We start from the raw sequence: 22,279 nt of genomic DNA on the forward strand, positions 1-22,279 counted from the left end.
GAATCATTGAGAAAACTAGGTATTTTGGTGGATCGTGATGATGAAGGATATCTGTTGCAAATTTTCACAAAAACGGTACAGGCAAGACCAACAATGTTCTTTGAAATTATTCAGCGTAAAGGAGCAACTTCTTTTGGAAAAGGAAATTTCAAGGCTTTGTTTGAAGCTATTGAGCGTGAGCAAGAATTAAGAGGAACCTTATAAGTTCAACAGATTTCTTGACAAGCCAAGAATAGTTTAATTTTAATTAAATAGTAGTAACTAACAAAACGAACGTATATGCCTATCTATCATAAGCAAGGTGCGTTGCCGCCAAAAAGGCACACACAGTTTAGAAAACCCAATGGGGAATTGTATTCAGAACAATTGTTCGGTACCATTGGTTTTGACGGTATGTCCTCTTTATTATATCATCATAATAGACCTACCATGGTCAAAGAGATTGTAAAGAGTACAGATGTGTCTCCTAAAATTGCTTTGGAGAAGAATATACGTTCGTTAAAGTTGGTTAGTTTTAATGCACCCGCAAAAGACGATTTTTTAGTAGCTCGTGAGCCACTTTTGGTCAATAGTGATATCATCATTGGGGTAGCGGCACCACGAAAATCGTTACGCGAATATTTTTATAAGAATACAGATGCCGATGAAATGTTGTTCATACATAAAGGCTCTGGTACCTTAAGAACTATTTTTGGACAAATTCCTTTTGAATATGGTGATTATCTGATCATTCCCAGAGGAACCATTTATCAAATAGATTTTGATAGTGAAGACAATCGTTTATTATATGCCGAATCATATTCACCGATCTATACGCCAAAAAGATATCGCAATTGGTTTGGGCAGTTATTGGAACACTCTCCGTTCTGTGAACGCGATTATAAATTGCCACAAAACCTTGAAACATTTACCGATACCAATGAACATTTGTTAAAGGTAAAAAAGCAAGGGGTCATGCATGAAATGGTGTATGTAGGGCATCCTTTTGATGTTGTAGGTTGGGATGGATATAACTTCCCATACGGATTCTCCATTCATAATTTTGAACCTATTACGGGCAGAATTCACCAGCCGCCACCAGTGCATCAAACTTTTGAAACAAATGCCTTTGTAATTTGTTCGTTTGTGCCAAGACTGTATGATTATCATCCGCAGTCCATTCCGGCACCATATAACCATTCCAATATAGATTCAGATGAAATGCTGTATTATGTTGATGGCGATTTTATGAGCAGAAACGGCGTACAACCAGGTAATATTTCTTTGCATCCCGCAGGTATACCACACGGTCCGCATCCAGGTGCTGCAGAACGAAGCATAGGTCAAAAAGGGTCTGAAGAATTAGCGGTTATGATAGACACCTTTAAGCCGTTAATGGTTACTGAGAATGCCATGAAATTAGATGATGGCGATTATTACAAATCTTGGTTATAACAGAAATAAGAAAACACTTGACAACACTAAGAACATGGGTCAGCGTACCCCATATTTCAGATTTTTCCATTTACAATCTTCCTTTTGGCATTTTTTCGGTGAACGATGATCAGCCAAGAGCAGGTATTGCTATTGGAGCGCAAATTGTTGATTTGGTTGTGGTATCAGAGTTAGGGTTGATAGAGGTCGATGCCAACTATTTTAATCAATCAACTTTAAACGAGTTTATCGCTCTAGGAAAGAAGATTACCAATAAAGTCCGTTTAGATATACAGCAGTTGCTGGTGATAGAAAATTCGCCATTAAAAAATCATCCTGAAGCATTTGTGCAACAGAAAGACGCTACCATGCATTTACCGGTGCAAGTAGGCGATTATACCGATTTTTATTCGAGTATAGAGCATGCTACCAATGTTGGTAAAATGTTTCGTGATCCAGAAAATGCGCTATTGCCCAATTGGAGGCATATTCCGGTAGGCTACCATGGTCGCGCTTCTTCTATTGTAGTTAGCGGTACCAATATTTATAGACCTATGGGTCAAGTGAAAACCAATGAAATGGAAACACCGGTTTTTCAAGCATCGGGGCGTTTAGATTTTGAATTGGAAATGGGTTTCATAGTAGGTAAACCTACACAATTAGGAGAACGGATTGCCGTTGAAAATGCTTCTGAACATATTTTTGGCTTGGTATTGTTCAATGACTGGTCTGCTAGGGATATTCAGAAATGGGAATATGTACCTTTAGGTCCGTTTTTGGGCAAAAGTTTTGCATCATCCATGTCGCCTTGGATTGTTACGTTAGAGGCATTAGAGCCATTTAAGGTTCAAGGTCCTAAGCAAGATCCAGCTGTACTTTCGTATTTACAATATGAGGGAGCCAAAAATTATGATATACAATTAGAAGTGGGGACGTCTTCCAAATCTTCGGAAGAAACAATAATCAGTCGCTCAAACTTTAAGTACATGTATTGGAATATGATGCAGCAATTGGCGCACCATACCGTAAATGGATGTAATGTAAATGTAGGCGATGTCATGGCATCGGGTTCCATATCGGGCAAAGATGAAAGCTCCTATGGATCGTTGTTGGAGATTTCGTGGGGAGGTAAAAAACCTTTCGAATTAAAAGACGGAAGCAAACGCACTTTTATTGAAGATAATGACACCATAACCCTGAAAGGATTTGCTGAAAAAGAAGGCGTAAGGGTTGGTTTCGGCGAAGTAACGGGTACTATTTTACCCAGTAAGTAATTTAGAATATGAGCACAATGTCACAACACGAAGAAATAAATACAATAGACCCGGCAAGTATATCTCAACAAGAACTGCATGGGTATTTATTATCTGCTGTAGCGCCAAGACCTATTTGTTTTGCCAGCACAATTGATAAAGACGGCAATGTAAATTTGAGTCCGTTCAGTTATTTTAACCTATTTAGTGTAAACCCTCCAATCATGATTTTTTCCCCTTCAAGAAGAGGTCGTGACAATACCACTAAGCATACCTTGGAGAATGTATTGGAAGTAAAGGAAACGGTAATCAATATTGTGAATTATGACATGGTAGAACAAATGTCATTGTCAAGTACCGAATACGGTGATGGTGTAAATGAATTTGTAAAGGCAGGATTAACCCAATTGCCAAGTGATAAAGTAAAGCCACCAAGAGTAGGTGAAGCTCCCGTAGCTTTTGAGTGTGTGGTGGATCAGGTAATAGCATTGGGTGATGGTCCAGGGGCAGGAAATCTAGTATTGGCAAAAGTAGTTCAGATACACGTAAAGAAAGCATTTCTAGATGCCGAAGGGAAGTTGGATACCCTCAAGTTAGATTTGGTTGCCCGTATGGGAGGCAATTGGTATTGCAGAGCTAATGGCGATGCTTTATTCGAAATCCCTAAACCTATACGAACCAAAGGTATTGGGGTAGATATGTTGCCAGAAGCTGTGCGTAACAGTACAGTACTGACGGGGAATAATTTGGGCAGATTAGGTAATCTAGAAGAGTTGCCAACAAAAGAAGCAATTACTGCTATTGCAGCACATGCAGAGGTAAAATCTATACTAAACGGCAATGAAGATGCTGTAGCATTGCACAAACTGGCACAACAGTGGTTGGTAGAAGGAAAAACTGAAGATGCTTTGGCCTTGTTGCATTTGGGAGTTTAACTTTTTGTGTTAATTGAATCCGTATCCATAGAGAAATCCATTGGTTTATCGTTCCAGTAAGAATCGGTTAGTTGTTTTTTATAGTCCTGTTTTAGTTCGGTTAGCGGTCTTTTAATTGTTTTTACAGCATTAGTTTCAATGTCATTGGATACAAGGTTGTTTTTGTAAAATATGGAATATAAATATTCATGTTTGGGTGAAAATACCTTTGTATTTGTAGATACATCTAAAAGATTGAAAAAGTATTTACCATGTACATTTTTATAGGTTTGTACAATGCTATGATTTTGTTTTACTAGATTTTTCGTTTTTTTGGTTTCGTATTCGGCACGTTCTATGTCGTGTTTATATTTTAATACGGCAAAAGTTTCTGAACTTATATAAATACTGCCAGAAGAAGCAATGGGTGCCGGATATCCATAACCCGTAGAATACGAACCTGGTGAGTTGTTGCTGAAATTTATTTTATAGACTTTTTGCCCTTCATAATTTAAAACTCCGTCCTTTTGTAAATCATAAGATCCAGAGCGATATAGAACATTGGTTTTACTTAAAATAATGTCTCTATTTAAAACTACCCATAAACTACCAATACCATTAAGGGTGTTCTTTTTGTCATAGATGTCGGTATTGGTTCTTAGATGATGAATTTCTGCATAGATATTATTTTCAGGTCTTACGGATCCATTAATACCCTTTTTATTATAAGTTTCAATTACAGCTTCTTCTCCTTTAATTACAGAATCTTTAGTACTATATGTAATTACTTTGTAATTAAAACTTTGATTATAGGGAGTTTGCACGTAATTCATTTCAATATTTTCCCGAGCTTTTTTAATGATTTCTTCAGCGCTTAATTCTACTCTTGCAGCCGAAACAACAACCTCATTTAAAACAATATCATCTTTAGATTTTTTAAGTCTTATGTTATTTTCTGATTTAATTGAGCTTATATGAACCGAATCGCTTTCATACCCTATCGCAGAGAAGACTAAGTATTCTTTTGAACTTTCTTTACGGGGAATACTAAACTGTCCTTTTGAATTTGAAACCGTACTTGAATTCAAATTAGAATAATAAACGTCTACATAATTAATAGGTGTAGAAGTATCATTGTCAAAGATAAAACCAGTTATGTTGTCTGTTTTATTGTAGTTTGTTATCTCAGTCGTTTTATCGCTGTAATCAATATACTCAGGTGGGTACATATTTTCGATATAATAGATACCGTCAAAAATGTTCTCCCAATTGGCAGATAACGGAAGGTAGCCTAAAGCGGATGAATAAAATTGATGTGGAATATCATCTAGCACGTATAGGTCTGATTTAAAACTCTTTTTTTTAAAATCGGATTCAATACTCTTAAATGGCGGTTGTAAAATTGGAATAATCTGCTGTACGGAAAAATCATAATATAAACCTTCATAAGAGGTGAAAGCTAAGCTAAACAACTTTGAGCCGTACTTTTCTTTAAGAATTTGACCCATTGGTACGGCATATTTCAATTCTTTTATTTGTGCAATTTCTTCTTCAGCGCTAGTATGGCTATCGCCTTGAATACTGTCTATGATTGCAATTTGTTTTTTAATAAAACTTTCGGTTTCTAAGGTGTACTCGAATTGGTTCAATTTATCCGCAAAGTGATAGCTTGCGCCCCAGCCCATTATTTTTTCATTAGGAAAGGTTTCTTTTATGAAAATAAGATTTTCTGCCATTTGTTCATCCCTAGGGTTCTGAATGGCAATTTTTTCTTTTTGAAGACTCTTTAATCCAAAATCCAAATCAGAAAATACACTTTTAAATGTTTGGACGATTACTTTTGTTTTAATATCATTTTTAGGGATTTGGTCTAATTTTTCAATGACAGCATTGATACGGTTGTATAGCTCGGTGGAATCCTTTTTATTAAAAGCATACTTTTCAAAATCTCTAGCAACCATGGTTTTTTCAATCTCCATATAAGTTTCATTTGAAACTTCAATCCTGTTTTTTGAACATAAAGTTTTAAAGTCATCAAGAAAGTACTCTTCAAAGAGATTTGATTCTTGAGAATCGAACCCAAGAATTTTCATTTCAGGATGCTTTTCCAAATAGTTCAATAATTCTTGGAAAACTTTGGTAGTAGTATATAGCCAACCGACACTTTGATTAAAAATTTTTATGTTTTCCTGCTTGTTTTGGTATAGTTCGTTTGCCTTAAAATTGTCATACATACCACTTTCAAAAACCAACAAATTGTAACCATAGTTTTCATGTAACTCTTTTACCATTTCAAATTTTTTATCAAAAACGGCACCATCTCCATGAGACTGTTCGCCAAGTAATATGATTTCAAGTTCGTCAGGTGATATATCCTTGAAAATAGAATCTTGACTAAAAAGAGTACTGGTAGATATGATACTTAAAATAAGAATCGAAAGTAATATGGATATGCTTTTCATTTGATATTTTTCTAGAACTAAATAATCTTACTCCGCCTTCTCATAAGCTTCCTTCAACCAATCGGTCAGTTCCTCATCAACCTGATCAGCATCTGTGAGTTGTACACGGTGCGTACACATACTGCCAAAAGGTCCTGAAGATTCAAGTCGCTCAGTAGTTGGCTTGTCTTTTATTTTTAATCCTAAATCTATTCTAGTTTTGGTAGCAGGTTTTATCAATGCAAATTGCTTTTTACGAATAATACTTACGGTAGTTTTCTTTGGGGTTATGGTAATATCATCTCCAAAAGGCTTTATTGCAAGTAGCAGCTTTTCATAAATAGGAAGTAGGCTTTCTTTCCCTTTGTATTGCTGATCCACCAAATCCGTTGGAGCATGGTTTTCTTCTTTTGAAAGGGTAACAATGGTATTTGCAAAACCGTGGGTAACACCATGTTCTTTCTTTAAATAATTGACACCTTCAGAATGTTTGGCAAATGACTTTTCTTTAAGAATGGTCTTCCATTCATTCAATGATTTTCCTGTCTTTTCAGGCATGTTGTCGATCATGGTTTGCAGTGCCTTTTCCATAAGTAGAGCGTTTTATGTATGTTTCAATTTACAAAAAAATAGTAACCCCTTGGGTTGGTTATTCAGCACCATCTTTTTTTTAATGTTATTCTATCCAAAAAAGATCAACAAACACCCCCTAACATTAGCAATCTATCAATAAATAGCGTTCCAACTCCAATTTGAATAAAAATTTTGTGATTCACGCTTACTTATATTCATTTGCTGATTATAGTGCTTATATTAGGTAGTACCGAAATCCCACAACCGTATGGCATTAAAAGTTGCAATTAAACACAAGACCAAGTATATCTACGATAGAAGTATAAATCTATCGCCACATATTTTTAGGTTGCGTCCGGCACCACATAGTAGAACACCAATAGAGGCTTATTCAATTAAAATTAAACCTGAAAATCATTTTTTTAATTGGCAACAAGACCCTTTTGGAAATTATTTGGCTCGAATTGTTTTTCCCGATAAAACCACTGAGCTGTCTATTGATGTAGAAATTATAGCCGATTTAAAAACCATCAATCCGTTCGATTTTTTTGTTGAGGAAGCTGTAGAGGAATTTCCATTTAAATATTCCGATGAGGCTAAGAAAGAACTTTTACCCTATTTGGAAAAAGTGGAGAGTGGTCCGTTATTGAAAGAGTGGCTGTCAAAGATAGATTTGACTCCGCAAAGAAGTATAGATTTTTTAATTGGGCTAAATAGCAAATTGTATAATTACTTGGATTATACTTTGAGAATGGAGCCCGGGGTACAAACCTGTGAAGAAACCTTAGAGGCTAAGTTGGGTTCTTGTAGGGATTTTGCATGGTTGCTGGTGCAAACACTTCGTCATTTAGGTTTGGCGGCTCGCTTTGTTTCCGGGTATTTGGTACAATTGAAATCCGATGAAAAATCACTGGATGGTCCTTCTGGTCCAGAAGAGGATTTTACCGATCTTCATGCATGGGCAGAAGTATATTTGCCCGGTGCCGGATGGATCGGTCTGGACGCCACATCTGGTTTGTTTACGGGAGAAGGTCATATTCCATTGGCATGTACACCATCTTATGAAAGTGCCGCACCGGTAAGCGGATTTAGTGATTTTGCTGAAACTACCTTTGAATTTGAAAATTCGGTTACTAGAATTTTTGAATCGCCACGTGTAACCAAGCCCTACACAGATGAACAATGGCAAGCAATCTATGATCTTGGTTTTAAGGTAGAGGAAGAATTGCAGGCCAATGATGTTCGTTTAACTATGGGAGGCGAACCTACATTTGTCTCTATAGATGATATGGAATCTGAGGAGTGGAATACCGCTGCAGATGGTCAACACAAAAGGGAACTGGCGAGCAAACTTTCCATCAGGCTACTAGAGGTATTTGGTAAAGGGGGACTCTTGCACCACGCACAGGGTAAATGGTATCCTGGAGAGGCCTTGCCACGTTGGCTCATTGGTATCCACTGGCGCAAAGACGGAAAACCCATTTGGAACGATCCAAGTTTATTGGCATCTTTCTCTGAGGAATATAAAATGCCCAGAAATATTACCAAACGATTTTTAAAGACCTTAGGGGGCTATTTGGGTTGTAAGACCAACAGTGTAATGCCAGCCTATGAAGATGCCTTTTACTTTTTATGGGAAGAAGGAAAATTACCGGTAGATGTCAACCCTAAAAAATACAATAAAGATGATGGTCACCTACGTAGAAAATTGGGTGAAATATTGGAAAATGGAATTGGTGAAGTAGTAGGTCACGTATATCCTTTGACCAAAAAGAACAATAAATGGCTTACGAATAAATGGAAGTTTAGAAATAAATATTTGTTTCTTACACCCGGTAATTCCGCTATAGGACTTCGTTTGCCTTTGGCGGCATTGCCCCAAGACCCGCCAATCCCTTCAGAACCAACGGCAGAGGTAGAGTTGTTTGAACCCTCGCCGGATTTGCCAAAACCTGGTGATGCATTGGAAAAACGATTGAAATTAAAATCTATAGGTCACCCAAGAAAGCACCCTTATGTGCGTACGGCAATTTGTGCAGAGGTCAGGGAGAATAAATTATTTCTTTATTTGCCTCCGTTAGATAGTGCCGAAGACTTTTTGGACTTGGTGGCAAGTATAGAAGCTACGGCAAAAGAATTAAAAGTTCCTGTGATTCTAGAAGGCTATGAGCCACCTCGTGATAATAGGTTAGAAGTTTTAAAGGTGACCCCTGATCCAGGTGTTATTGAGGTAAACGTACATCCTGCAAAAAACTGGCAAGAACTTACGGACAATACGCTAACCTTATATGCCGAAGCAAAGCAGGCCCGCTTAGGAACCGAAAAATTTATGCTAGATGGTAAGCATACCGGTACAGGCGGTGGTAATCACGTTACCTTGGGCGGTGTAACTCCGGCTGATAGTCCGTTATTACGTAACCCGCAGTTATTACGAAGTCTTTTGACTTTTTGGCAACATCACCCCGGACTGTCCTATTTGTTCTCAGGTGCATTTATTGGGCCTACTAGTCAGGCTCCACGAGTAGATGAGGCAAGGTTGGAGAACTTGTATGAACTTGAAATTGCCTTTTCGCAAATACCGGATGATAAAGAGGTACCGTTTTGGATCACTGACCGTCTGTTCAGACATCTGTTGACGGACATAACAGGGAATACCCATAGAGCGGAGTTTTGTATAGATAAATTATACTCTCCGGATTCTTCGTCCGGGCGTTTGGGTATCTTGGAGTTACGTGCCTTTGATATGCCTCCTCATGCGCAAATGAGTTTAATGCAAATGTTGTTGGTGCGTACATTGGTATCATGGTTTTGGAAAAAACCGTACAAGCACAAATTGGTGCGTTGGGGTACAGAATTGCATGACAAATTCTTGCTGGAGCATTATGTAAAAGAAGATATTAAGGATATTGTAGAGCAATTGAACGAAGCGGGATATCCGTTCAAATTAGATTGGTTTGATCCCTTCTTTGAATTCCGTTTCCCGTTGTACGGTATGATAGATGTCAATACCATACAAATGGAATTGCGTATGGCCATAGAACCGTGGAATGTGCTTGGTGAGGAAATGACCGGTGGCGGAACATCCCGTTATGTAGATTCTTCATTAGAGCGTGTACAGGTAAAAGTCAATAATTTTAATGAAAAGCGATACTCGTTAACGTGTAATGGAGTTAAAATTGAATTGAGCGCTACAGGAACAAAGGGCGAGTACGTAGCGGGAGTGCGTTTTAAGGCCTGGGAACCATGGTCTGCCTTACACCCGACTATTGGGGTAGATACTCCGTTGGTATTTGATATAGTTGATGATTGGAACAAAAAGTCTATTGGTGGCTGTACCTATTTTGTGGCACACCCAGGTGGTAGGTCGTATGATACCTATCCGGTAAATAGCTTAGAAGCAGAATCGCGCAGAATTAATAGATTTTGGGATATTGGCATGACACAAGATGAGGTAACACCTACAGAATTGGTGGCTTCAACAAATTTTACGGGCAGAATGGTAGAACTTAAGAAAGGTTCAAATACATTTGCATACAAAGAGATGCCGGTCAACCCAGAGTATCCACATGTAACAGATTTGCGTAAGAAGTAATTGAAGAGGTAATGCCAACAACAAAAACCACGTGGTTCAATAATTATGATACCCAACAGGGCAATGATGAAATGTATTCATTGAACAATGGTATAAAACCCTATTGGAGTAAACTATTGACCAGTTTTGATACCTTGGGGGTCACGGGACTAACGGCACGTCAAAAAGATATAGACTGGCTGTTGTCAGAAAATGGGGTCACTTATAATGTGTACAACGATCCACAGGGTATGCATAGACCTTGGAACCTTAATGTGGTTCCTTTTATGCTGCACCAGAATGAGTGGGCAGAGGTAGAGGCAGGGTTAAAGCAAAGGGCAGAATTGCTCAACTTGGTGTTAAAAGATGTCTACGGCGACCGAAAATTAATAAAAAACGGTATCGTACCCTATGAAGTAATTTATGGACATAGGGGTTTTCTTAGGCAATGTTCCGGTATGGAGCTTCAGTTAGAGCAGTATTTGTCTATTTATGCCGCAGATTTATGCCGTGGAACAGATGGGCGTTTATGGGTAGTAAATGACAGGACAGAAGCACCATCAGGTATGGGGTATGCTTTAGAGAATAGATCCACGACCAGTAGAATTCTGCCGGATTTGTACGCGGAAATGAAAGTGAAGCGTTTATCCGGATTTTTTCAGGAATTCAATCAAATGCTTATTGATGCCGCACCTGGGAAAAAGGAAAATCCGAATATTGTGATTCTTACACCGGGCTCACATAACGAAACCTATTTTGAACATGCCTATATGGCGTCTTTCTTAGGATATCCATTGGTACAAGGTAATGATATGGTGGTGCGTGACGGCTTTCTTTGGATGAAGTCTTTACAAGGCTTAAAGCAGATCGATGTGGTATTGCGTAGGGTAGACGATGCCTTTACCGATCCCTTGGAACTACGGGAAGATTCACATTTGGGCGTAGCCGGATTATTGGATGTTGTACGAAGAAACAATGTAGCGGTCATAAACCCCATAGGAAGTGGAGTTATTGAAAATCCGGGATTGATTCCGTTTATGCCAGCCATAGCAAAATTCTTTATGGATGAGGAATTAAAATTACCTCAGATCGCATCATGGTGGTGCGGACAAGAAAAGGAAAGAAATTTTGTCTTGGATAACATTTCAAAATTGGTCATAAAAAGAATAGATCGTACCAATAGGGAAAGTATCTATTTTGGAGAATTAATGAGTGCGGAAGCATTGGATGAACTTAAAAAGGTCATTTTGGAGCGTCCCTATCGTTTTGTTGCACAGGAACGCATTAATTTCTCAACGGCGCCCAATTTTACCAATGATAAATTAGCGCCAAGAAATGTTGTGGCAAGAGCATTTTGTATCGCATCTAAAAAAGAATATTCCGTAATGCCAGGTGGTTTAGTAAGGGTGGCTCCAGATGGCGAGACCGTAAGAGTGTCCAATCAAAGAGGTGGCACCAGTAAAGATTTTTGGATATTGGACGATGAACCCATTGTGGAAGAAAAAAATAGGCATTGGCAGCAAAAATCATCTATTGCCATTTCGGGCCTAAATGATTTACCCAGCTTAACGGCAGAAAATTTATATTGGGCGGGGCGCTATGTGGGGCGTACATTAGTCAATGCACGTTTTTTACGTACGGTAATGCGACAAATGGCCATTGTGCAGAACAGAAACGAAAAACCCGATTCTGAAAAACTTAAAGTGCTTTTTAAAGCGGTTACACAATTAACGGGTACCTATCCTGGCTTCGTTGAAAGGTCAAAAGATGGCAAATTGGCCATGGATAATCCGTATGAGGAAATGTTATCCGTTATTTTAGATAAGAATAGGGTGGGCAGTCTGGCGCATACCATAAGTATGTTCGGGAACTCCTATTATTCCATCCGTAATTTATGGTCCTCGGATATGTGGCGCGTATTTGAGAATATTCAAAAAATTTGGAACTCCCTGGTAGATGGTGACGATCACTCCATAAATAAAATTCTTAAAGTCCTAAATCAATTGATTACACGTTTAATTGCATTTATGGGGCTTATTGAAGAAAGTATTATGGTGCAACAAGGTTTACTATTATACTTTATAGGGTTGCAATTGGAGCAAAGTAGTTTGAATATTACTAAATGTAGGGCCTTATTGACCATAAAATATGATGAGCAGGTAGAGTATGATTTGTTAGAGTACCTGTTGACCAGTCATGAAAGCCTTAATATATACAGATACAGTTACCGCTCTCATATAGAGTTGGCACATGTGTTGGATCTAGTGGTATTGGATCTGGATTATGCACGTTCATTGACCTTTATGATCAATAGATTGCAAAAAGATATCGCAAGATTGCCACACTCCAAACATGACCATCAATTAAGTAACTATCAAAAATTTGTATTTGAGGCATTTTCAAAGTTAAGATTGGCAGAGACTTCTAAGCTGGTTCAGACAAAATCTGAAACAGATGTTACAAGAGAGCAGTTAGATACCCTTTTAAAAGAACTTTCTGATTTATTGTATAAAACCTCACAATCTATATCCAACACCTATTTTAATCATACGGACAAGCAAACACAATTGTTTACACAGTCATTTCCCATTTAATAATGATATTCAATATTACACATATTACCAAGTATGACTATAACGCTCCCGTTAGCTATTGTCATAATATTGCAACATTACGCCCTAGAGAATCAAAAGGCCAGGAACTGTTGGATTATGCCATTGAAATATCGCCTGAACCAGCTGAAATTACTGAGCGTAAAGATTTTTTCGGAAATTATATAACCCGTTTTTCCATTCAAACCGAGCATAGAACATTAAAAGTAACAACAAAGAGTAAGATTAAAAGAGAGTACGCCCAATACCATGAATCATTCAATAGCGGGGCATGTAAAAATATTACCATGAACCATGCCCTAGCTGCATTACAAGGGATGGATGCGGAAACTTTGGAAGCTAAGCAATATGTGCTGGAATCTATTTTTATTAGAAGGACGGATAAGGCGATTAGGGACTATGCAGAATTGTCCTTTAAGGGCGATAGATCAGTTTTTGAAGCTGCATATGAATTGATGCAACGCATTTATACCGACTTTGATTTTGATTCGGAATTCTCCACTATTTCCACACCAATAGAGGAAGTGATGAAGGAGAAGAAAGGAGTGTGTCAAGATTTTGCCCAAATAGCCATTGCTTGTATACGGTCTGTAGGGTTACCGGCACGCTATATAAGCGGTTATATAGAAACCTTACCTGCTCCCGGGAAAGAAAAATTAATAGGAGCCGATGCTTCCCACGCATGGTTTGCTATTTATATTCCAGGTTTTGGTTGGGTAGATTTTGATCCAACGAACAACCAGATACCCAAAGACCAACACATTGTGGTAGGCTGGGGTAGGGACTATTATGACGTGCCGCCTTTAAAAGGGGTTGTATATGGTAGCGGACAGAGTAAATTAAAAGTGGCGGTTGATATTGCTGCTGTGCTTTGAAATAGAAATGGCTTATCCTATAAATAGGCCATTCCCGCCAAATCGGTTAGTTCCCCCGAAATACCTCTTCAGCAGGATGGCCATAGCATTTATGTTATAGATATTAACTAGTGTTTATGCTTATTTTAAGTATGGCAAACCTAACACCATTCAAAAGAATATGATTACGGTTTTCCGTAACGTTGGCCAATATCATTAAATTAACCCTAAATCTTTTACTATTGCTACAAGATGAATGGCATTATTGGCATTGAATTGTACACGTAATTTGTTTAAACGTTTTTCAATAGAGCTAAGGCTTGCCGGTGAAATATTTTCTTTTCTGTATAAAGCACTTATTTCATCTTGGGATAAACCTTTGCTAAGGTTATCTAAAAGTGAAATATCATAGTCATCTATCTCAAGTTCATTTTCACTGCTGAACGCATTGGAAACTTCAGGTGATAAATAATTATCATCTTTAGCAACTTCGTTTATGGCCTTAGTAAGATTTTTAAGCCCGTTTCTACTCTTACATACATAAGCATCTATATGGTGTTGGTTAAATAAGGTGCGTACTGCCTGAAGTCGATCCTCGACCGAATAAACGATTACCTTTAAATCTGGGAACTCAGATTTTAATTTTGCTACTAACGAGTGACCGGATGGATAAGCCTGTGATCTATGGTCTATTTTAAATGAAAGATCTGATATTACCAGATTATAGGGGACATCATCAAGATCTGCTCTTTTGACTTTCAAGTACGCATCATCACAATATTGTACTTGATCTATTTGTGAAACACCTAATTCGGTCAGTAAAGAAAATACACCTTTGTTGATGTCTTCCATATCTTCCGCAACTAAAACTTTTTTGAACATGCCTTAAATTTTTATTGATGCCTTAAAGCCATCACCTTGCTTAGATTCAAAATTAATAGTTCCATTTATAGAAGCGATACGGGATTCCGTATGTTGTAGGCCATTTTTCTTAAAAAGATCACATCCAACGCCATTATCACGATAGTTTATAAGAATATTTTTACCTTCTTTCTTAAATATTAGGGTAACAAAACTAGCTTGGCTATGTTTTCTCATATTGGTCATGAGTTCTTGTAATACTCGGTATATAGTGGTTTTTTTAAGTTCAGAAATAGTGTTCCATGGTATTTTTGAAAGGTTTTGAGTAATTACCTTTACTTGATCGTTCTTATATCCCAAGAGCAGATCGTTTAATTGTGTTCCAAAATCTTCGCTTAGATCTATTGCACTATTTTCTCTAGAAATATCCCGTGTTTTAGTGTAGATTTTTTCTATTTCGTCTATAATTGTGTCGTTAATGCCTAGATTGTTCTCCAGGGAAGTCATTACTTTATACATGTCATTGGCAACTTCATCATGCACTTTTTTGGCAATTCTAGTTTCTGTCTTATAGATTTCTTCAATTTTAGCCTTGCGGTAGCGGTTTCTATATATAAAATAGGACCCAATTAGTATTAGAAAAATAATAAATGCAAGCGCTTGATAAGCCAGACGTTTGCGCGATTCTATTTCTTGAAGTAAAATACTAGCTTGAGTTTTCTTTTGTTCTTCGGCTACATTATATTTTAGAAATGCATTTTTGTTTTCTGCTATTTGTTTGGCATTGGTTATACTATCCGTCAATCTTTTATATTCATTGATCAGCGGATTCTCATCCATATTCATGAGAGTTGAAATGGCATCCAATTTAAAGGAAACACTATTGATTTTGTCTGATAGCGCAAGTGCTTTTTTTGCATGATTAATTGCTGTGGCGGTGTCCTTTCTATCTAAGTAATATTCCGCTAAATGGGTGTTGCTGGCATGTTGACCTATAAAATCATTATTAGCTTGGCGCAGCTCTAGCGCATATTTTAAATTTGGTAAACCATCTGGTAAATTTAGTTTAGATTGTACATGCCCTAAATTATCGGCCACTAATGAGATTTGGTTCTCATCTTTTAATTCAGAACGTTTTGCGAACAGAAAGGAATGAATATTAAGGGCACTTCTATAATCATGATAATCTTTATAAATATTCGCTTTATTATTAAGGATTATTACGCTGTCCTTTAACTTATTTGCAATCTTTAAAGCCTTGTCAAAAGTTTTAATAGCTTCGGTTGGGTTGTTTGAGGTTCTATAAATACGGCCCAATTGATTGTAAAGACCAACCCTGGAATTAATTAGCGTGTCTTTAGTGTGCATGGCCTCAATTAAGTTTAAAGCTTCTACCACATGGTTTTCACTGTTAAAGTTATTGCCAATTTTAAACTCCGCTATAGATAAAAGTCTCAGGTCATAAATAGCATTTAAAGTATCTTTTAGCTCTAGGTCCATTTCTTTCTTTTTGTTGAAATAATGTATACCAGAGGGTAAATCTCGTGGGTTGGCAGGGTTTAATATTGCTTTTCTGTATATAAGAGAGCTATCTAAAAATGATTGTGCATTTAATTGTGATGAAAGGCAAACGGTAAAAATGGCACAGAAGAGAAAATGTAGAAAATCTGAAAATTTAACGTATTTCATTTCTCTAATGTATAAACAATTTATGTATTTGATTTTCTGATATAAGCAAAAGTCATAATAATTTTGCGACTTTGAGTAGGGTTTTAGAATTAATGTTCATGGTTAAATATTGGGAATACATATAATATACTATAGTTGACGATGTTAAAACTGTGATTATTAAAATTGAGTCTTATATAATGTCATAAAATCTTTTTTATATATTATTGTCTTTTTTATATTATAGATAGTTAAGATGACCTTGTACGATAAAATTAAAAGTTTAAGAAATATTAATACTTACTCTAAGCACGAACAGCTTGTTAACGGTATTATACAGGCTATTGATGAAAATATAGTGAAGAAAGGAGATAAGTTACCATCCATTAATCAAATGGTGTCTCAATTGGGATTTGCAAGACAAACAATTGTTAAGGCGTATGAAGAGCTTAAGGATCGTGGTTTAGTGGAGTCAAAGAAGCTAAAGGGTTACTTTGTGGTTAGCAATGAGACAAAGGTTGTGTTGAAGGTTGCGCTTATTATGTTTTCTTTTCAACGATTTCAACAAGACTTTTACAACTCGTTTAGAAAAGGTTTAGGGAAAAAATATCAAATAGATGTTTTCTTTCATCACAATAACTTGGAAATTTTTAATAGTATATTTCAGAATATACAAGGTAAATATGGAATGTATGTTGTAGCTCCAATACAAGATCCACAAATACGTCCGTTATTAGAAATTATCCCGCCTACTAATTTATTGGTTATAGATAGGTTTATTGAGCTTGATAGCTCATATTCTTATATTTCACAAGAGTTTGAAGAATCTACATACGCCAAATTAATAGAGTTGTTACCAGAGATTTCTAAGTACAAAAAATTCACACTATTTTTTAAAGAGGATGCAGATTATCCTATTGGTATTTTGAACGCTTTTAATAGGTTTTGTGAAGATTATGATATAGAAGGATCAGTTGTAAGCAAATATAAATCTCGATCTATAAAAAAAGGAAGTTTATACTTCTTTGTAAGTGACACTTATATTTGGGATGTTTTAAAAGATATTAGAAACAGTGAATATAAAGTGGGTAAAGAAATCGGGATCTTATCACATAATGATCACGTTGTAAAAGAAATTATTTTTGGCGGTATTACCACCATTTCAACAGACTTCAAAGAAATGGGGAAAAGGGCAGCAAGCCATATCAAAAACCACGGTGAAACTCATATTATTATGCCTTCGGACTTGATTATTAGGCATTCTCTTTAGTAGAGTAATCAGTTATTTTATTATCACATTATCATATTCTTACTAATAATGTAGGTTAATTGTTATATCCTAATTTTTAACTTAATATTTTGATATTATCCAAATATTGATATATTTGCATAATAGCATAGACTGGCATAGTACAATTTAATATCAGTTTGCTTTATTTAACTAACTAAAAAAAGGATTATTAATTAACATTAATTTTATGATGGGAAAAACACTCAAACAAATTTTCAGTCTGGCACTTGCGCTACTGGGTAGTTTGGCATATGCTCAAACTACGCAAGTCTCAGGTACTGTCTCTGATGTAGACGGACCATTGCCTGGAGTAAATATTGTAGTAAAAGGAACTTCAAATGGGGTTACAACAGATTTTGACGGAAACTATACAATTTCTGATGTAGTAGATGAAAGTGTACTGGTCTATAGTTACATTGGTTATGCTACACAAGAAGTTACCGTTCAGGGTAAGGCTACCATAAATGTAATTATGGAGTCAGATGCTCAAGCATTATCGGAGGTGGTATTAATCGGTTATGGTACTTCTAATAAAAGAGAGCTGACAGGTTCGGTAGCTACCATTAAGAAGGATGCGATTGTAAATGTTGTAGCAAGTAACCCTACCACTGCACTTCAAGGTAAGCTATCTGGTATTCAGGTAGAGAGCTTTGGTGGTCAACCTGGTGGTTCTGCCAATGTATTTATTAGAGGTGTAAACTCTTTAAGTAATGCAGATCCTTTATATATAGTAGATGGTTTGTTTGTTGATAATATGGACTATGTAAATCCGCAAGATATCGAGGACATATCTATATTAAAAGATGCTGCTGCAGCCTCCATCTACGGATCCAGAGCTGCCAATGGTGTAGTTTTGATTAAGACCAATCATGGTCGTAAAAATAGGGCCGTAGAGGTGAAATTAAATACTAGGATAGGATTTGATTCTCCAAGTAAAAAATTGGATTATATCAATGGGCAGCAATACACAGATTATTTAAATCAAAGATTTGCCAATGATGGTGAGTCTACTACAGTGGCCTATAACGGTGTAAATACAGATTGGCAAGACGAGTCTTTGAGTTCTGGTATTGTTGAAGATTTAGGATTTTCAATATCAGGTGGTGGTGAGCATACGTCTTACTACGCTTCAGGTAATTACTTCAACCAAGACGGTATTTTGGTTGGTTCTGGTTTTAAGAGAATTAACATGAGATTTAATAGTAGATCAGATTTTGGTAGGTTTACCTTGACACAATCTTTAGGTATTGCCGAAGGTAAATTGCAAGAAAACAACTGGTACGGCTGGGATGGTGCATCGGTACCTACGTTAGCTTTTAGAAATGCGGCTAACGAAGGTGGTTTTGAAGCGCCGTCATTGCCTATTCACGGTCCAGGTGGTATTAATCAATATGGTTTGGCAAGTTTGGAAAATAATTTAGAGACGACAAGAACCATATTTGGTAACGCAAAATTAGATTATGAAATTGTTGATGGTTTAACAGCTTCATTGAATTTTGGTATTGATTACACGAATAGAAACAGTTTTCAATTTACGCCTACCTACTTTATGAGTAGTGTAGATGCTGTATTGAATGTAAATACGGAAAATGATCTTACTGATTATAGGCAAGAAGACGTAAACGTTCTTGTAGAACCAACATTGGCTTATGATATAGAATTTGGAACACATAAACTAGGTGCGGTTGCGGGTTTCACATATTTCAAAGAAACACAAAAAGGTAATGGTGTGTTTGGTCAAGGTACACCATCTAATGTAATACGTAATGTTGGCGCACTACCATCTACTGAGCAATTGGTGTTATTGGGTAATAATAATACAGCGGCGTTACAGTCCTATTTTGGTCGTGTAAACTATGGTTATGACGGTAAGTATTTAGTTTCTGCTACATTGAGAAGAGATGCTTCATCTCGTTTTGCACCAGATAATAGAGTAGGTTATTTTCCTTCATTTTCTGCAGGATGGAATATTAGTGATGAAGACTTCTGGAAATCAGAAACGATCAACTATTTTAAGCTAAGAGCATCCTATGGGGTTTTAGGTTCGTATCCAGATACATTTTATCCTACACAAGCTACTTTTCAAGCAAATCAATCCAATACTTCTTTCGGTGGTGGTTTGGCAACAGGTTTGGCTCAAACTACATTGGCAGATCCTAACCTGGTTTGGGAGACATCAAAAACGTTTGATATTGGTTTTGATATTGCTTTCATGAATAATAAAATGAATTTCACGATGGACTATTATTCCAAGAACATCGAAGATGTGTTAGTGGCTATCAACGTGCCTTCTACAAGTGGTGTAAGTTTACCTGTAACCAGAAATGCCGGTACACTTGTAAATAATGGTTTGGAATGGGATTTGACCTATCGTAAAAACGAAGGTGATTTCACGTATACCGTTGGTACAAATTTCTCGTTCAATCTAAAAAGTGAAGCGGGAGATGTGCCAAATCCAATATTAGGTCCTGCAATTGATGAAGATTTACGTGTAGTGAACAGAACAACGGCAAATGAACCTATAGGTGCTTTCTACGGTTACGTGGTTGAAGATAAAGTTGACCCTGCAACAGGAGATTTTGTAAGAGTAGATGTAAACGGTGATGGTGCTGTTACGGCAGATGATATCACTAATATTGGTGATCCTACTCCAGATTTCACCTATGGTCTAAATGTAAATGCAGAGTATAAAAATTTTGACTTTGCCCTTAGTTTCAATGGTGTACAAGGTAATGAAATTTATAATTTGAGTAGATATTATAGCATCTTATGGCAAGATGGTGGCAAGCTTACAGACGTATTGAATTCATGGACGCCTTCAAATACAGATACGAATATTCCAAGAGCTTCAATTTCTGATGCAGCAGGTAATAAGGCTCCATCTTCATTCTTCGTTGAAGATGGTTCTTACTTCAGGTTAAAGAATCTAGATATCGGTTACAACTTTAAAGATGGTTTTGCTGGTTTAGACTGGGTAAAAGATGTTCGTTTGTCATTGAATGTGCAAAACGTATTCGTAATTACCGGTTATAGCGGTTATGATCCAGATGTTTCTTCAACAAATGGAGGTAGAGCAAATAGAAATTCTGGTGTGCCAGGTTTAAGAGATAGGGTAAATCCATTATTAGGTAGAGGATTGGATGCAAGAGCGTATCCAAATGCAAGAACAATCATGTTTGGTGTACAAGCTACTTTCTAATCATAAAATTTAAAACAATGAAATATATTTTTAAATCAAAAAACTTAGCCTTAGCGCTATCGAGTATTGTTTTATTAGGTTCGTGTTCAGATGAACTTTTAGATCAAGAAAACAACAATGCTACCTCTACTGCCAATTTTGGTAGTTCAATAGCACAGGTAGAATCTGCGGTAAATGGTGCATTTCATCCTATAACAGATACTTTTTTCTGGGGCAGAATAGTTCATACAGGTGCCTTATTACGTTCAGACGAATTTAACATATTTCCGTTTGGTAGTAATACGGCAATGTCAACCTTACAAGGTAACCCGGGTGATAGATGGGCAACAGAGCCTTTTCAGCAGTTGTATAAATCTATTGCGCGTTGTAATAATATTATCACTAACGTAAATGAAGAAGGTATAACAGATACGGAGATTAGAAATAATCTTGTAGGTCAAGCATATTTTTTAAGAGCATTTGATTACTGGTATTTGTTGAATTTATATGGTAGTGTGCCGTTAATAACGGAATTGCCAGATTTGGATAATTTATTGGTAGACCAAGCGGCCCCAGAAGATATCTGGGCTCAAATTATAGCCGATTTGGAGATGGCAGAACAAATGCTTCCGGAAACTTGGGGAGGTGATAATTTAGGTAGACCAACTTCTGGTGCTGCAACGGCACTAAAAGGAAAGAGCTATTTGTATATGAAAGAGTATCCATTGGCTATAGAAGCTTTTCAGAGTCTAATTGGTCAATACAGTTTACTTCCTTCTGCTCAATATGCCGATAATTTTACTACCACGAACGAGAATAATCAAGAGTCTATATTCGAACTACAATTTTTGGGTCAAACTACATTTGTTTGGGGTACGGATATCCCTGGTACAGGTACTATGGGCAACTATCATATTGATTATGCACCGCCTACAAAATCTCCTGATCAAAGTCACGTGGTAAACCCTTGGTTGAAAGATTTATTTGAATCAAACGGAGATTTAGTACGTAGAAATGAAACATTGGTCTATGATTATCCTGGTGCTATGGGTTATGGTGGTACTGATTATTTGACAGATTTTGCAGATGATATCACGGTAGCTAATGATGCTGGTGTAGAACCTATATTTTCAAAAAAATATGCAGGTTTAGATTTAGGCACCAGAGATCAAGTAGATTTCTTAGGTACAAATGTGGGTAACAATTGGAGGATTATTAGATACGCAGATGTCTTGCTAATGCTTGCAGAAGCTTTGAATGAAAATAATCAACCAGCCCTTGCAGGTCCGTTAGTTGATGAGGTTAGGTTAAGAGCAGGCATTTCTACTATTTCAGATCTAAACTTAAGTCAGGCAGATATGCGTCAGGCAATTATTGATGAACGTGCTATGGAATTAGCCGGCGAAGGGCATCGATTTTTTGACCTGGTCCGTTGGGGTCTTGCAGATGATTATATGGGTGCAAATTCATTACATGGTGCAAATCCAAAATCATTAAGTGGTGGTGTATTTGAAATTGGTAAACATGAATTGATTTGGATACCTAGTTCAGAATTAGATGCAAATCCTAATTTGGTACAAAACCCTGGGTATTAAAAAGTTTGTTAGTTTTTGTTGTTGAGTTTAATAAGCCAAGTATGTTGAGATGCTT

Annotated in this window: 13 protein-coding genes and 1 pseudogene; 10 read left to right on the forward strand and 4 right to left on the reverse strand. The window is 36.8% G+C overall.

Translation table 11 applies throughout. From position 1 onward, the window contains the following. The 4 genes and pseudogenes from QZ657_RS08780 to QZ657_RS08795 all read left to right on the forward strand — a co-directional run. Window positions 1-204: pseudogene (locus tag QZ657_RS08780) on the forward strand (4-hydroxyphenylpyruvate dioxygenase); the annotation flags it as partial. A 75-nt stretch (window positions 205-279) separates the two neighbouring features. After that, the gene (locus QZ657_RS08785; RefSeq protein ID WP_291966322.1) at window positions 280-1,434 is read left to right on the forward strand and encodes a homogentisate 1,2-dioxygenase; all 1,155 of its coding nucleotides are present in this window, start codon (window positions 280-282) and stop codon (window positions 1,432-1,434) included. 17 nt (window positions 1,435-1,451) lie between these two features. Beyond that, window positions 1,452-2,687, forward strand: a complete 1,236-nt coding sequence (gene fahA, locus QZ657_RS08790; protein ID WP_291966324.1) for a fumarylacetoacetase — start codon at window positions 1,452-1,454, stop codon at window positions 2,685-2,687. A gap of 17 nt (window positions 2,688-2,704) precedes the next feature. Further along, entirely contained in the window at window positions 2,705-3,601 is an 897-nt protein-coding gene (locus QZ657_RS08795) for a flavin reductase family protein (protein ID WP_291966326.1), read from the forward strand. Here QZ657_RS08795 and QZ657_RS08800 read toward each other — a convergent pair. After that, a complete protein-coding gene (locus tag QZ657_RS08800; RefSeq protein WP_291966329.1) occupies window positions 3,598-6,042 on the reverse strand; it encodes a carboxypeptidase-like regulatory domain-containing protein in 2,445 nt (814 codons plus the stop codon). The genes QZ657_RS08795 and QZ657_RS08800 overlap by 4 nt on opposite strands. Before the next feature lie 27 nt (window positions 6,043-6,069). Continuing rightward, window positions 6,070-6,612, reverse strand: coding sequence for a DUF4287 domain-containing protein (locus tag QZ657_RS08805; RefSeq protein ID WP_291966331.1), 543 nt, complete (start codon window positions 6,610-6,612; stop codon window positions 6,070-6,072). 250 nt (window positions 6,613-6,862) lie between these two features. Between QZ657_RS08805 and QZ657_RS08810 the strand changes: the two genes are divergently transcribed. Genes QZ657_RS08810 through QZ657_RS08820 form a run of 3 tightly spaced genes read left to right on the forward strand, consistent with a single transcriptional unit; the run spans window position 6,863 to window position 13,652 of the window. Beyond that, window positions 6,863-10,186, forward strand: a complete 3,324-nt coding sequence (locus tag QZ657_RS08810; RefSeq protein WP_291966333.1) for a DUF2126 domain-containing protein — start codon at window positions 6,863-6,865, stop codon at window positions 10,184-10,186. 11 nt (window positions 10,187-10,197) lie between these two features. Beyond that, entirely contained in the window at window positions 10,198-12,759 is a 2,562-nt protein-coding gene (locus tag QZ657_RS08815) for a circularly permuted type 2 ATP-grasp protein (protein ID WP_291966335.1), read from the forward strand. Window positions 12,760-12,761: 2 nt separating this feature from the next. Then, window positions 12,762-13,652, forward strand: coding sequence for a transglutaminase family protein (locus QZ657_RS08820; protein ID WP_291966337.1), 891 nt, complete (start codon window positions 12,762-12,764; stop codon window positions 13,650-13,652). A gap of 195 nt (window positions 13,653-13,847) precedes the next feature. Here the strand turns inward: QZ657_RS08820 and QZ657_RS08825 are convergent, their stop codons facing one another. Then, window positions 13,848-14,513 carry a DNA-binding response regulator gene (locus QZ657_RS08825; protein ID WP_291966339.1) on the reverse strand — a complete coding sequence of 222 codons (666 nt, stop codon included), beginning with the start codon at window positions 14,511-14,513 and terminating at the stop codon, window positions 13,848-13,850. Between the two features lie 3 nt (window positions 14,514-14,516). Beyond that, window positions 14,517-16,181 carry an ATP-binding protein gene (locus QZ657_RS08830; protein WP_291966341.1) on the reverse strand — a complete coding sequence of 555 codons (1,665 nt, stop codon included), beginning with the start codon at window positions 16,179-16,181 and terminating at the stop codon, window positions 14,517-14,519. 235 nt (window positions 16,182-16,416) lie between these two features. Between QZ657_RS08830 and QZ657_RS08835 the strand changes: the two genes are divergently transcribed. From QZ657_RS08835 to QZ657_RS08845, 3 genes are all read left to right on the forward strand, one after another. After that, the gene (locus tag QZ657_RS08835; protein WP_291966343.1) at window positions 16,417-17,430 is read left to right on the forward strand and encodes a GntR family transcriptional regulator; all 1,014 of its coding nucleotides are present in this window, start codon (window positions 16,417-16,419) and stop codon (window positions 17,428-17,430) included. Between the two features lie 208 nt (window positions 17,431-17,638). Continuing rightward, entirely contained in the window at window positions 17,639-20,650 is a 3,012-nt protein-coding gene (locus tag QZ657_RS08840) for a SusC/RagA family TonB-linked outer membrane protein (protein WP_291959254.1), read from the forward strand. A 17-nt stretch (window positions 20,651-20,667) separates the two neighbouring features. Continuing rightward, complete coding sequence (locus QZ657_RS08845) at window positions 20,668-22,224, forward strand: RagB/SusD family nutrient uptake outer membrane protein (protein ID WP_291966345.1); 1,557 nt, start codon at window positions 20,668-20,670, stop codon at window positions 22,222-22,224. The last annotated feature ends 55 nt before the right edge of the window (window positions 22,225-22,279 follow it).

The sequence above is a fragment of the Maribacter sp. genome (genome assembly GCA_020629415.1).
Taxonomy (GTDB): domain Bacteria; phylum Bacteroidota; class Bacteroidia; order Flavobacteriales; family Flavobacteriaceae; genus Maribacter; species Maribacter huludaoensis.